Annotated in this window: 13 protein-coding genes; 8 read left to right on the top strand and 5 right to left on the bottom strand. The window is 67.2% G+C overall.

Features of this window, described 5'->3' with window-relative positions; all coding sequences use genetic code 11:
- Nucleotides 1–78 precede the first annotated feature (78 nt).
- Together rnr and BJP32_RS10740 are read left to right on the top strand one after the other, a co-directional pair.
- A complete protein-coding gene (gene rnr, locus BJP32_RS10735; RefSeq protein ID WP_046653705.1) occupies nt 79–2,394 on the top strand; it encodes a ribonuclease R in 2,316 nt (771 codons plus the stop codon).
- A gap of 178 nt (nt 2,395–2,572) precedes the next feature.
- A complete protein-coding gene (locus BJP32_RS10740; protein WP_046653706.1) occupies nt 2,573–3,280 on the top strand; it encodes an NUDIX domain-containing protein in 708 nt (235 codons plus the stop codon).
- 17 nt (nt 3,281–3,297) lie between these two features.
- On the opposite strand, the gene BJP32_RS10745 is transcribed toward BJP32_RS10740, so the two are convergent.
- A complete protein-coding gene (locus tag BJP32_RS10745) occupies nt 3,298–3,912 on the bottom strand; it encodes a hypothetical protein (protein ID WP_046653707.1) in 615 nt (204 codons plus the stop codon).
- Nucleotides 3,913–4,038: 126 nt separating this feature from the next.
- Here BJP32_RS10745 and rpmG point away from each other — a divergent pair, with 126 nt between their 5' ends.
- Nucleotides 4,039–4,206 carry a 50S ribosomal protein L33 gene (rpmG, locus tag BJP32_RS10750; RefSeq protein ID WP_003164451.1) on the top strand — a complete coding sequence of 56 codons (168 nt, stop codon included), beginning with the start codon at nt 4,039–4,041 and terminating at the stop codon, nt 4,204–4,206.
- Between the two features lie 92 nt (nt 4,207–4,298).
- Here the strand turns inward: rpmG and BJP32_RS10755 are convergent, their stop codons facing one another.
- Both BJP32_RS10755 and BJP32_RS10760 read right to left on the bottom strand, forming a co-directional pair.
- The gene (locus BJP32_RS10755; RefSeq protein WP_046653709.1) at nt 4,299–5,660 is read right to left on the bottom strand and encodes a PleD family two-component system response regulator; all 1,362 of its coding nucleotides are present in this window, start codon (nt 5,658–5,660) and stop codon (nt 4,299–4,301) included.
- The gene (locus tag BJP32_RS10760; protein ID WP_003164449.1) at nt 5,657–6,034 is read right to left on the bottom strand and encodes a response regulator; all 378 of its coding nucleotides are present in this window, start codon (nt 6,032–6,034) and stop codon (nt 5,657–5,659) included. The genes BJP32_RS10755 and BJP32_RS10760 overlap by 4 nt, the downstream gene beginning before the upstream one ends.
- Before the next feature lie 124 nt (nt 6,035–6,158).
- Between BJP32_RS10760 and BJP32_RS10765 the strand changes: the two genes are divergently transcribed.
- From BJP32_RS10765 to BJP32_RS10780, 4 genes are all read left to right on the top strand, one after another.
- Nucleotides 6,159–7,433, top strand: a complete 1,275-nt coding sequence (locus BJP32_RS10765; protein ID WP_076224039.1) for a DNA polymerase IV — start codon at nt 6,159–6,161, stop codon at nt 7,431–7,433.
- 54 nt (nt 7,434–7,487) lie between these two features.
- A complete protein-coding gene (locus BJP32_RS10770; protein WP_003164447.1) occupies nt 7,488–7,946 on the top strand; it encodes a RidA family protein in 459 nt (152 codons plus the stop codon).
- Entirely contained in the window at nt 7,943–9,088 is a 1,146-nt protein-coding gene (locus BJP32_RS10775; protein WP_076224040.1) for a GNAT family N-acetyltransferase, read from the top strand. The genes BJP32_RS10770 and BJP32_RS10775 overlap by 4 nt, the downstream gene beginning before the upstream one ends.
- Nucleotides 9,089–9,188: 100 nt before the next feature.
- A complete protein-coding gene (locus BJP32_RS10780; protein WP_040346555.1) occupies nt 9,189–9,494 on the top strand; it encodes a CsbD family protein in 306 nt (101 codons plus the stop codon).
- Between the two features lie 204 nt (nt 9,495–9,698).
- On the opposite strand, the gene clpA is transcribed toward BJP32_RS10780, so the two are convergent.
- Nucleotides 9,699–12,002 carry an ATP-dependent Clp protease ATP-binding subunit ClpA gene (gene clpA, locus BJP32_RS10785; RefSeq protein ID WP_046653715.1) on the bottom strand — a complete coding sequence of 768 codons (2,304 nt, stop codon included), beginning with the start codon at nt 12,000–12,002 and terminating at the stop codon, nt 9,699–9,701.
- A gap of 12 nt (nt 12,003–12,014) precedes the next feature.
- Nucleotides 12,015–12,344 carry an ATP-dependent Clp protease adapter ClpS gene (gene clpS / locus BJP32_RS10790; protein ID WP_003164443.1) on the bottom strand — a complete coding sequence of 110 codons (330 nt, stop codon included), beginning with the start codon at nt 12,342–12,344 and terminating at the stop codon, nt 12,015–12,017.
- 140 nt (nt 12,345–12,484) lie between these two features.
- Here clpS and BJP32_RS10795 point away from each other — a divergent pair, with 140 nt between their 5' ends.
- Entirely contained in the window at nt 12,485–13,024 is a 540-nt protein-coding gene (locus BJP32_RS10795) for a nuclear transport factor 2 family protein (protein WP_083673969.1), read from the top strand.
- Nucleotides 13,025–13,079: the final 55 nt, after the last annotated feature.

A 13,079-nucleotide genomic window follows, 5' to 3' on the forward strand; every position in this document is an offset into this window, starting at 1 on the left:
AGCTGGGCGTCCGCACCCTCGCGGTCAACTCATGCAAGTTTTCACCCTTTCGCCGCGAAGCGCGTTAGAAAGGGCGCAATGGTCAAGACACCGAAACGCCCCGTCGCGGGCCTGCCCGACAAAGAATCCCTCGTCGCCTTCCTGCGCGAGGCCGGAGAAGCCGAAAAGGCCGACATCGCGCGCGCCTTCGGCCTGAAGGGCGCCGAGCGCCGCGCCCTGCGCGACATGCTGAAGGAGCTTGAGGCCGAGGGCCGCCTGGGCAAGCGCGGCCGCAAGGGCTTTTCCGAAGCCGGCGCCCTGCCCCCCGTCGGGGTGGTCGATGTCGTGGATCGCGACGCCGACGGCGAACTATACGTCAAACTGGTCAGGAGCAGCGAGGACGCGCCGCGCGCCGTCCTGATGCCCGACCGCGAGGGTCGCGGCCCGGCGCCCGGCATGGGCGACCGCCTGCTGGTCAAGTTCAGCCGGGGCGTCGAAGGCTGGGAGGCGCGCCTGGTCAAGCGGCTGGACGCCGGAACCAACCGCGTGTTGGGCGTCATCCGCAAGGGCGGGCGTGAGACGCGGGTCGAGCCGGTCGACAAGCGCTCCAAGGACGTGCTGCTGGTGCCCGCCGCCCAGGCGACGGACCTGCGCGACGGCGACTTGGTGCTGGCCGCCGTCGAGAAGGGCGAGCATCGCTACGGTCCCAAGCGCGGCAAGATTCTCGAGAACATCGGGCGCGAGGACGACCCGCGCGCCGCCTCCATCATCGCCATCCACGCCCACGGGGTGCCGACCGGCTTCTCCGAGGCCGTCGAGCGCGAGGCCGAGGATCAGGCCGTCCCGACGCTGAAGGGGCGCGAAGACCTGCGCCACGTCCCCTTCATCACCATCGACCCCGCCGATGCGCGCGACCACGACGACGCCGTCTACGCCGAGCGTGATGAAGACCCCAAGAACGACGGCGGCTGGATCGTCTGGGTCGCCATCGCCGACGTCGCCGCCTATGTGCGCCCCAATACGGCGCTGGACCGCGAGGCGCGGGCCAAGGGCAACTCGACCTACTTCCCCGACCGGGTCGAACCGATGCTGCCGGAAGTGCTGTCCAACGGCCTGTGCAGCCTGAAGCAGGGCGAGAACCGCGCCTGCATGGCCGTGCGCATGGTCTTCGACAAGGACGGCCGCAAGACCGGGCACAAGTTCACGCGCGGGCTGATGCGCAGCCACGCCAAGCTGTCCTACGAGCAAGCGCAATCGGCCATCGACGGGCTGCTGGACGACGCCACCGGACCGATCATGGAGGCGATCCTCTATCCGCTGTGGAACGCCTATCGCACCATGCTGAAGGGCCGCGAGCGCCGCAGCCCGCTGGCCATCGAAAGCCCCGAGCGCCGCATCATCATGTCGCCCGACGGTGGCATCGCCGGCATCGAGCCGCGCAAGTCGCTGGAGGCCCACCGCCTGATCGAAGAGATGATGATCCAGGCCAACGTCTGCGCCGCCGAGACGCTGGAGAAGACGCACACGCCGCTGATCTATCGGGTCCACGACACGCCCAGCCAGGAGAAGATCTTCAACCTGGCCGACTTCCTGCACACCATCGGCAAGCCGTGGAACAAAGGCGAGGCGCCGAACACCAAGCGCTTCAACAAGCTGCTGGAGGAGACCCGCGACACTCCGCACGCCGAGGTCGTCAACGAAGTCGTCCTGCGCACCCAGATGCAGGCCATCTACAGCCCTGAGAACGTCGGCCACTTCGGCCTGCACCTGGACCGCTACGCCCACTTCACCTCGCCGATCCGGCGCTATTCCGACCTGATCGTCCATCGCGGGCTGATCCGGGGGCTGAAGCTGGGATCGGACGGCCTGACCGACCGCGAGATCGCCGAGCTGGGGGGCATCGCCGAACACGTCACCGAGACGGAGCGCCGCTCCATGGCCGCGGAGCGCGACGCCATGGATCGCTACATCGCCGCCTTCCTTGAGGAGCACGTCGGCGCGACCTTCACCGGCCGCATCACCGGCGTCACCCGCTTCGGCCTGTTCATCCGCCTGGACGAGACGGGCGCCGACGGACTGGTGCCGGTCTCGACGCTGGGCGACGAGTACTTCACCCACGACGACCGCGCCCACGCCTTGGTCGGCGAGCGCACCGGCAAGCGGTTCCCGCTGGGCCGCCGCGTCGAGGTGCGGCTGATGGAGGCCACGCCCGTCACCGGCGGTCTGGTGCTGGAGATGCTGTCCGAGCCGGACCCGCGCGATCCCAACGCTCCGGCCCCGCGCTACGGCATGCGCGGACGCGGGGGAGACGGCCCGCCCAAGCGCGGCAAAGGCCGCCCCGGCGGTCCCAAGCCCCGCAACGGCGCCAAGCCCTCCGGCGGCCTGAAAGGCGTCCGAAAGGGCAAGCGGCGGTGAGCGATGTCGTTTCCCTTCTCCCCTCGAGGGAGAAGGTGGCCTGCGGAGCAGGTCGGATGAGGGGGCTGTATCCGCACGCAGAACGACTGACGTTGAGGACGCGGCCAGCGTCCCCCTCATCCGTCTCGCTGCGCGATCCACCTTCCCCCCCGACGGGCAGAAGGAAGGAGTTTTATCCATGACCTCCCTCCCCTTCGACGCAGCCCAAGACCTGGCCGACGCGCCGCGTGTCGGCGGCGCTCAACGCCCCAAGGACGCGGCCACCCTGATCCTGACCCGCGACGCCAGGCGTCCTGAGGTGCTGATGGGCCGCCGGGCGCCGGGCCACGTCTTCATGGCGTCGAAGTGGGTGTTTCCGGGCGGACGTATCGAGCGGGCGGACTTCAACGCCGCCGACGACGGCGCCCTGTCGCATGACGCCGCGCGACGATTGCAGGCGGAGATGCCCGCCCGCCGCGCCCGCGCCCTGGCCCTGGCCGCCGTACGCGAGACCTTTGAGGAAACCGGGCTGATCCTGGGCCGCGCCGCGCCGGCCGCCTCGGTCGCCGGACCGTGGCGGGACTATCGTCAGGCGGGCGCCCTGCCCGACCTGTCGGTCCTGTCCTATGTGGCGCGCGCCATCACGCCGCCGGGCCGCACGCGCCGCTTCGACGCCCGCTTCTTCATGGCCCCGGTCGAGGCCCTGCGCGATCCCGATCGGATCGAAGGCTCAGGCGAACTGGACGAGATCGCCTGGATTCCTCTGGACGAAGCGCGAAGCCTGGACCTGCCCGCCATCACCCGCTTCGTGCTGGGCGAGGTCGCCGAGCGGCTGGAGACGCCGCAGCGCCCCCTGCCCTTCGTGCACATGGTGCGCGGCCGCCACGTCATCGACCATCAGGACTGACGCAGCGGCCTCGCGTCTTATTCGGCGACCGGCTTGGTCAGGTCGAAATCAACCTGGAAATGGCGGTTCGGCCGGCGCAGTTCATAGGTAAACGTCTTGCCGGGATGGACCTCCATCGCCCAGACGTTGGTCGTCGAGACTGCGGCGTCCTGGGCGTTGAACAGATCGATGGATTCCTGATCCACCGGGAATTCCTGACGCTCGGCCGTGCCTTCGTTCTTCGTATCGCCGCCGTACCAGTGCAGCGGATCCGTCTTGCCGTCCGGCTGGCGGTGATCGTGCTTCAGCCGCAGGCCCGATTCGGTGCGGGTCACGACCCAGGTGCGCGAGCGGTCTTCGCCGACCCAGAAGGGAATGCGAATCTCATCCTTCGAACAGTCGCGCACATGCATCAGCAGACGCTTGCCGACGAAATCCGAGTCGGCGGCTTCGGTCGTGACGACCTTGCCCTCGAAGCGCTGGCCGCAAAGGGCGGTCAGATTGGCGAAGAAGGCGTCCTGCGCCGTGGCCGGGGCCGCATCGGCCGTTGCGGCGGGCGTCGCCGGTTCGGACGAGCAGGCGGACAGCGTCAATCCGGCCGCAATGACGGCGACGGACAGGGCGTGGGCGGGCTTGAAGTAGGGCGTTTTCATGTCGAAACACTAACGCTTCTGCGGCGCCGCTCAACGCGACATCGAAACCGTTGACTTTGAGCCCGTCCTGAGTATGTTCCGCGCCTCTTATTTCAAGCGGCTTTCGCCGTCGCAGAGGTAATTCCGATGGCCAAACCGGCTTCCATCAAGATCCGCCTGAACTCCACCGCTGACACCGGCTTCTTCTACGTCACCAAGAAGAACGCCCGTACGATGACCGAGAAAATGGTCGTCAAGAAGTACGACCCGGTCGTCCGCAAGCACGTCGAGTTCAAGGAAGGCAAGATCAAGTAAGGGCTTTGCCCTCCGCTTGAATCTGCAAGAATCGAAACGCCCGGTCGCAGGACCGGGCGTTTTTCGTTGTCCGTCATGCGACCACAGGCGCGTCAGGCGGCGCGGGCCACCACCCGATTACGGCCGGCCTTCTTGGCCTCATAGACGCCTTCGTCGGCGCGCTTCAGCAGGGAGGCCGGCGTGTCGTCCGCCCCCATGGTCGCCGCCACGCCGACCGAGACGGTGATGCTCAACGGCTCGCCGCCCAGGATGCGGAAGGCCGAAGCGCCGACGTCCCGACGAATCCGCTCGGCGATACGATGGGCGTCCTCCAGCGTCGTGCCGGGCATGACCACCACGAACTCTTCGCCGCCGAACCGGCACGGCAGGTCCACGGCCCGCACATTGGTCGCCAGCCGCACCGAGAACTCGCGCAGCACCTCATCGCCCGCGTCGTGGCCCAGGCTGTCGTTGACCGCCTTGAAGTGGTCGATGTCCAGCACCAGCACCGCCACCGGGTCGCCGCCGCGATTGGCGCGCGCCACCAGGGCGTCCAACTGGCCGTTCATGTAACGACGGTTGTGCAGGCCGGTCAGGGGATCGGTGACCGCCATCTCCAGATTGTGGTCCAGCTTCTCGCGCAGGAAGTCGCCGTAACGCTTGCGGCGCACCTGGGTCCGCACCCGCGCCGCCAGTTCCTCGGGATCGATGGGACGGATCAGGAGGTCGTGCGCGCCCAGCTCCAGCGCCTTGAGCAGGCGCGGCCGGTCCTGGGTGTCCACCACGGCCAGGATAGGCAGACGCCGCGTCGGCTCCTTGGAGCGAAGCTGGGCGATCAGCCGCAGGCCGTCGAACCGTTCGGACGTGATGTTGACGATCACCAGATCGACCGGACCGCGGGCCGTCTCCAGCCCCGCCTCAGCCGAGGGCTCGATCAGGGGGCGGTGTTCTCGCGACAGCTCCTGCGCCATCACCTGGGCCTGAAGCGTGTTGTCGTCGACGATCAGCACGCGCCCGCCAGACCCCTTGAGACGCGCCACGCCGCCGGTGTCGACGCCGACCCGACGCCCGCTCTCCTCGCGCTCGCGCAGCTCGTCCATGACCATCTTCAGCCGGGTCAGGCTGCGGACCCGCGCCATCAGGATCACATCGTCCAGCGGTTTGGACAGGAAGTCGTCAGCCCCGGCCTCCAGGCCCTTGATCCGATCATGCCGTCCGTCCAGCGCCGTCACCAGCACCACCGGGATATGGCGCGTGTCCGCCGCCGCCTTGATCCGGCGACAGGTCTCGAAGCCGTCCATCCCCGGCATCATCACGTCCAGCAGGATCAGGTCCGGCTGTTCGGCGCCGGCCAGGGCGATGGCGGTCGCGCCGTCATGGCAGGTGAGCACGTCGTAGTATTCGAGGGTCAGCTTGGCTTCGAGAAGCCGGACGTTCGCCTCGACGTCGTCGACCACCAGGATTCGCGCACTCATGCCGCCCCCTGACCCAGGTGCCTGCGCACCGTCTCCAGGAAGGAAATGACCGAGATCGGCTTGGAGATGTAGGCTTCACAGCCCCCCTGGCGAATCCGTTCTTCATCACCCTTCATGGCGAAGGCTGTAACGGCGATGACGGGGATATGGTTCAGCTCTTCGTCGTCCTTGAGCCATTTGGTGACTTCAAGGCCTGAGATTTCCGGCAACTGGATATCCATCAGGATCAGATCGGGGCGGTGCTCGCGCGCAATCGCCAGCGCCTGCAGGCCTTCGCGGGTCTGCAGCACTTCATACCCCTGGGAATCGAGCAGATCATGAAAAAGCTTCATGTTCAGCTCATTATCCTCGACGATGAGGACTTTCTTGGACATCCGCCACCCGGCTGTTGCGCCTCTTGTTCATCCGCTTTTGCGGTGGGCTGTTGCGCCTTCTTGGATGCACTGTGACCGCAGCAGTCTTAAGTTGACGTGAAGCCGAGACAAACGGAGTTCTTGCTTGGCCATCACGGCCCTCTGTCGCGACTGCCTGTGGACCGGCGACCGCAAGGTCGCGCGGTGTCCGTCGTGCGCCTCGCGCCGGGTCATCGCCCATGACGAGCTGAGCGATCTGCACATCGCCCACCTGGACTGCGACGCCTTCTACGCCTCGGTCGAGAAGCGGGACCGACCCGAACTGCGCGACAGGCCGGTCATCGTCGGCGGCGGCAAGCGCGGGGTGGTCTCCACCGCCTGCTATGTGGCGCGGCTGTATGGCGTCGGCTCCGCCATGCCGATGTTCAAGGCGCTGAAGGCCTGTCCCGACGCCGTGGTGATCAAGCCGGACTTCCGCAAATATGTGGCCGAGAGCGAGCGCATCTTCGGCGCCGTCCACCGCCTGACGCCGCTGGTCCAGACCCTGTCGCTGGACGAGGCGTGGATCGATCTGAAGGGCACGGAGCGGCTGAACGGCGGCCCGCCTGCCTTCCAATTGGCGCGTCTGCAGAAATGGATTGAGGACGAGACGGGCCTCAGCGTCTCCATCGGCCTGGCGCCCAACCGCTTCCTGGCAAAGATCGCGTCGGAGCTGGACAAGCCGCGGGGCTTCTCCGTCATCGGCGCTGCCGAGGCGCAGGGGCTGCTGGCCCCGCGGCCGGTGACCACCCTGCCCGGCGTCGGGCCGGTGTTCGGCCGCACCCTGCGCTCTGACGGTTTCGCCACCATCGGCGACCTGGCCGCCGCCGATGTGAAGGATCTGGTCCGGCGCTATGGCGAGACAGGCCTGCGCCTGCACGACCTCAGCCACGCCCGCGACAGCCGCCCGGTGAACCCGGACCACGACCGGCGCGGCATGAGCGCCGAGACCACCTTCAACGACGACCTGACCACGGCCGAGGCGCTGGAGGCCGAGCTGTGGCCCCTGTGCGAGAAGCTGGCCTCCAAGGCCCGCCGCGACGGCGTGGCCAGCCGCGTGGTGGTGCTGAAGCTGCGCAAGACCGACTTCAAGATCGTCACCCGCCGCATCACCCTGGCCGAGCCGGTGCAGACGGCGCGCGCCCTGTTCGCCGCTGGGCGCGACCTGCTGAAACCGGAACTGGGCGTGCCCTATCGACTGATCGGCATCGGCATGGCCGACATCGCCGATGCTCAGGACGCGCCCGCCGGCCTGTTCGCCACGGCCGAGACCCGCGCCCTGAAGACCGAGACCGCCATCGACGCTCTGCGCGACAAGTTCGGGGCCGCCGCCGTGGTGGCCGGACGCGCGTTGAAGCGACCAAATGAACGCCCCGGATGACGCGGCCGCCGCGCCGCGCTAAACCCCCTCCACACTTTCATACGGAGTCGCCCCATGAGCATTCACGCCCGCATCGCTGAACTCGGCATCACCCTGCCCGAGCCCGCCAAGCCGGTCGCCAGCTATGTCTCCTACGTCCGCTCGGGCGAGCAGATCTTCATCTCGGGCCAGCTGTCGAACGACGCCAACGGCGGCATCAAGGGCACCGTCGGCGTGGACGTGACCCCGGAGCAGGCCGCCGAGGCCGCCCGCCTGTGCGGCATCAACCTGCTGGCCCAGATCAACGCCGCCGTCGACGGCGACCTGGATCGCGTGGTCCGCATCGTCAAGCTGGGCGGCTTCGTCCAGGCCGGGCCGGACTTCGAGGCCATCCCCGGCGTGATCAACGGCTGCTCGGACCTGATGGTCCAGGTCTTCGGCGACGCGGGCAAGCACTCGCGCTCGGCCGTCGGCGTCTACAAGCTGCCGCTCGGCTTCGCCGTCGAAGTGGACGCCGTCATCGAGGTGAAGTGAGCTTCACCCTCCAGGTCAACGACCGGATCTCCGCCATAGGCCGGGACGCATGGGACGCCTGTGCGACCCCGAGCGGCGATCCTTTCGTCTCCTACGACTTCCTTGACGCCTGCGAGGCGTCCGGCAGCGCCGTCCCGTCCGAGGGCTGGGCGGCGCGCCACCTGTCCCTGCATGATGAAGACGGCGCCGTGATCGGCGTCATGCCCCTCTATCTGAAGGGCCACAGTCAGGGCGAATACGTCTTCGATCACAGTTGGGCCGACGCCTATGAGCGCGCGGGCGGGCGTTACTATCCCAAGCTGCTGGGCGCCGTGCCCTTCACCCCCGCGAGCGGCCCGCGCTTCCTGAACGCGCCGGGAACCGACGCCGCCGCGGTGCGCGACGCCCTGCTGCAAGGCGCGCTAACCCTGACCCAGCGACTGGGCGTCTCGTCCCTACACGTCAACTTCCCGCTTGAGATCGAATGGCGCGCCATGACCGAGGCGGGCCTGCTGCCGCGCCGGGACATCCAGTTCATCTGGCGCAACGACGATTATCGGAGCTTCGACGACTTCCTGGCCGCCCTGTCGTCCAACCGGCGCAAGACCATCCGGCGCGAGCGGCGCGAGGCGCAGGCCGGTCTCGACATCCGCATCCTGACCGGGGCGGAGATCACCCAGGCGCACTGGGACGCCTTCTTCGCCTTCTACATGGACACCGGCGACCGCAAATGGGGCCGGCCCTATCTGACGCGCGACTTCTTCGCCCGCGTCGGAGCCGGCATGGCCGACCGCATCGCCCTGGTCATGGCGTTCGAGGGTGAGACGCCGGTGGCGGGCGCGCTGAATTTCATCGGCCGCGATGCGCTTTACGGCCGCCAGTGGGGGACGCTGGTCGACCGACCCTTCCTGCATTTCGAGCTGTGCTATTATCAGGCCATCGACTTCGCCATCGCGCGCGGCCTGTCGCGGGTCGAGGCGGGCGCGCAGGGGGATCACAAGATCGCGCGCGGCTACCTGCCCTCGCCCGTCTATTCGGCCCATTTCATCGCCGATCCCGCTCTGCGCGATCCAGTCGCCCGCTATCTGGAGCAGGAACGCCCGGCGGTGGAGGCGGAGATGCGCGCCATGACGGCGGGGCTGTCGCCCTACCGTCAGGGCTGACCCCTGACATTTCGTCGCGAGCGGCAGAACATCAGGAACCGTCGCCGTCCAGATGCGCTTTTTCTCGGAGTCTCCTCCTCACTCGCATCAGGAATTGATCATGACTGACCAACGCATCGAAGGCGCCGTGACCGAAGCGGGCGGCAAGCTGCAGAACGGCCTCGGCCGCCTGACCGGCGACAGCAAGCTTCAGGTCGAAGGCAAGCTGAACGAATTCAAGGGCAAGGCGCAGAACGCCTATGGCCGCGTCATCGACGGCCTGGACGGCATGGTGGACAAGGCCCCCGCCGACCTGCGCGATCCCGCCCGCAAGGGTCTGGATTTCGCCCGCCGCAAGCCTTTGCTGACCACCGGCATCATCGCCGGCGCGGCGGTGCTGCTCGGCGCCTTGGGCCGCAAACGCTGATCAAGGCCTTCTCCCCTTGTGGGAGAAGGTGGCTCGCGAAGCGAGACGGATAAGGGGTTGCGGGACGACAAATCCCGCAACCCCTTTTTCACGTCGCAAGACCCCTCATCCGGCCCTGACGGGCCACCTTCTCCCACAAGGGGAGAAGGATGAAAAAAGCCCGGACGGCGACGTCCGGGCCTTTCTCTTTGAGCCTGAGCGAAATCAGGCCGTTTCTTCTTCCTCTTCCTTCACCGCCGCGCCCTTGGTCGGGGTGATGTCGAAGGCGATCTTGCCGTCCTTCAACTCGACCTTGACGTGGCCGCCGCGGGTCAGGCGGCCGAACAGGATGTCGTCGGCCAGCGGCTTCTTGATATGCTCCTGGATGACGCGGGCCAGGGGCCGTGCGCCATACAGTTCGTCGAAGCCGTTCTTGGCCAGCCAGTCGGTCGCCTCGTCGGTCAGCTCGATGGTGATGTTACGGTCCGCCAGCTGGGCTTCCAGCTGCAGCACGAACTTGGTCACGACCGAACGGATCGTCTCGGCGCCCAGCGGCTTGAAGGCCACGATGGCGTCCAGACGATTGCGGAACTCCGGCGCGAACAGGCGCTGGATGGCCTTGTCGTCCTCGCCCTCGACCTTGCCCCGGCCGAAGCCGATGGAGGCGCGGGCGTTGTCGGCGGCCCCGGCGTTGGTGGTCATGATCAGGATGACGTTCCTGAAATCGACCTTCTTGCCCACGGCGTCGGTCAGCGTCCCGTTGTCCATCACCTGCAGCAGGATGTTGTAGACGTCGGGGTGGGCCTTCTCGATCTCGTCCAGCAGGACCACCGAGTGCGGATGCTGATCGACCGCGTCGGTCAGCAGGCCGCCTTGGTCATGGCCGACATAGCCCGGAGGCGCGCCGATCAGGCGGCTGACCGTATGGCGCTCCATGTATTCGGACATGTCGAAGCGCTGCATCTCGATGCCCAGGGTCGAGGCGAGCTGCTTGGCCACCTCGGTCTTGCCGACGCCGGTGGGGCCGCTGAACAGGAAGGCGCCGATCGGCTTGTTCGGATCGCGCAGACCCGCCCGCGCCAGCTTCATCGCCGCCGAGACCTGGTCGATGGCCTGTTCCTGACCGAAGACGACGCGCTTCAGATCGGTCTCCAACTCGCGCAAGGATTCCGTGTCCGACTTCGACACCGACTTGGGCGGGATGCGGGCCATCTTGGCGATGACGGCCTCGACCTCCTTCTGGCCGATGACCTTCTTGCGCTTGGATTCAGGCAAAAGCATCTGCGACGCCCCCGCCTCGTCGATCACGTCGATCGCCTTGTCCGGCAACTTGCGGTCGGTGATGTAGCGCGCCGACAGATCGACCGCCGTGCGGATGGCCGAGTCCGTGTAGCGCAGCTTGTGGTGCGTCTCATAGGTCGTCTTCAGACCCTTGAGGATCTTGACCGTATCCTCGATCGTCGGCTCGTTGACGTCGATCTTCTGGAAGCGACGCACCAGGGCGCGATCCTTCTCGAAGTGCTGACGATACTCCTTGTAGGTGGTCGAGCCCATGCAGCGCAGGCTGCCGGACGCCAGCGCCGGCTTCAGCAGGTTGGAGGCGTCCATCGCACCGCCGCTGGTCGCGCCCGCGCCGATCACGGTGTGGATCTCGTCGATGAAGAGGACCGCGTTCTCGTGGCTCTCCAGCTCCTTGACGACCTGCTTCAGCCGCTCCTCGAAGTCGCCGCGATAGCGGGTTCCCGCCAGCAGCGAACCCATATCGAGGCTGTAGATCGTCGCGTCCTTCAGGACTTCCGGCACCTCGCCGTTAACGATCTTGCGGGCCAGACCTTCGGCGATAGCCGTCTTGCCGACGCCGGGATCGCCGACCAGCAGGGGGTTGTTCTTGGTGCGGCGGCACAGGATCTGGATCGAGCGCTCCACCTCGGCCTGACGCCCAATCAGGGGGTCGATCTTGCCGTTGCGGGCCTTCTCGTTCAGGTCGATGCAATAGGCTTCCAGCGCCTCGCCGCCCTGTTTGACGACCGAGCCGTCCTCGGCCTCTTCGGGGCTGGCGCCGCGCACCGAGCGGGCTTCGGCCGCCCCGGCCTTCTTGGCGATGCCGTGGGCGATGAAGTTGACCGCGTCGTAGCGCGTCATGTCCTGCTCCTGCAGGAAATAGGCGGCGTGGCTTTCGCGCTCGGAGAAGATGGCGACCAGGACGTTGGCGCCGGTCACTTCCTCGCGGCCGGACGACTGGACATGGATGACCGCGCGCTGGATCACGCGCTGGAAACCGGCCGTCGGCTTGGCGTCGTCGCCGTCGGCCGTGGCCAGGGCGGCCAGATCGGTGTCGACATAGGAGCCGAGCGCCGCCTTCAGCGCGCCCAGATCGACGTTGCAGGCCGTCATCACGGCCGAGGCGTCCGGATCGTCGATCAGGGCCAGCAGCAGGTGTTCGAGCGTGGCGTATTCATGCCGACGCTCGTTGGCGTAGTGGACCGCGCGGTGCAGGGTCTCTTCGAGAGGACGGGAAAACGAAGGCATGGCAGGTTCCTCTCAGTCCTTTTCCATCGTGCATTGCAGGGGGTGCTGGTGGCGTCGCGCCGTCTCGACCACCTGGGCGACCTTGGTTTCGGCCACTTCGTAGGTAAAGACGCCGCAGACCCCGACGCCATGCTGGTGCACGTGCAGCATGATGCGGGTCGCGTCCTCGCGGCTCTTCTGGAAGAACCGCTCCAGCACGTAGATGACGAACTCCATGGGGGTGTAGTCGTCATTCAGGATCAGCACCCGATAGAGCGAGGGCCGCTGAAGTTTCGGCTTTGTCTCGGTGACGACGGCGGCGCCTGCGCCTCCGCCCTGTTCACCTGGCCGTCTGTTAGGCATTCGTGGTCCGTAATCGGGGAGTGTCAAAAGATCAGATAGGGAATGATGGCCTGATTTGTAGATGCGTCCAGTCACAGCCTGCGTGACCCCGGTCGCCTGACCAAAGATTCACGGGACATCTCGGCTCAGGAACCGCACCAATGCGCTTCCGTTCCCTGCCCCGGACCGCCGCCATGCCCCTGATCGCCGGACTGTTCGTCGCCCTGACGCTGGCCCAACCGCCCGCCGCCCCTACCGATGACGCCGCCCTCGCCCCCATCATCGCTGAACAGGACGCGGCCCTGTTTTCGGTCATGTTCGACCGATGCGATCCCGAGGCCCTGGCCGATCTGGTGACAGACGACCTGGAATTCTATCACGACCGGGGCGGACTGACGGCGACGCGGGCGCGCTTCATCGACGACTATCGCCAGGGCTGCGCGGCGCGGACCGCCCCTGACGCCTGGCGCTCACGGCGCGAACTCGTGCCCGGCACGATGCGAGTCTACGCCATCCCCGGCGTCGGCGCCGTCCAAGAAGGCAGCCACCTGTTCTACGAACGGCAGGGCGACGGGCCGGAAACCCTGGTCGGACGCGCCCGCTTCTCCGTCCTGTGGCGGCTGGAGCCGGACGGGCGCTGGCGGCTGGCCCGCGCCTTCAGCATCGACCACGCGCCCATGAGCGCCGAAGCGAAGCCATGAAAAAGGCCCCGGCGTCTCCGCCGGGGCCTCGTTCGCATTAAGCGTGCAGTCGCGC

The sequence above is a fragment of the Brevundimonas sp. ZS04 genome, from assembly GCF_001956865.1.
GTDB classification, from domain to species: domain Bacteria; phylum Pseudomonadota; class Alphaproteobacteria; order Caulobacterales; family Caulobacteraceae; genus Brevundimonas; species Brevundimonas diminuta.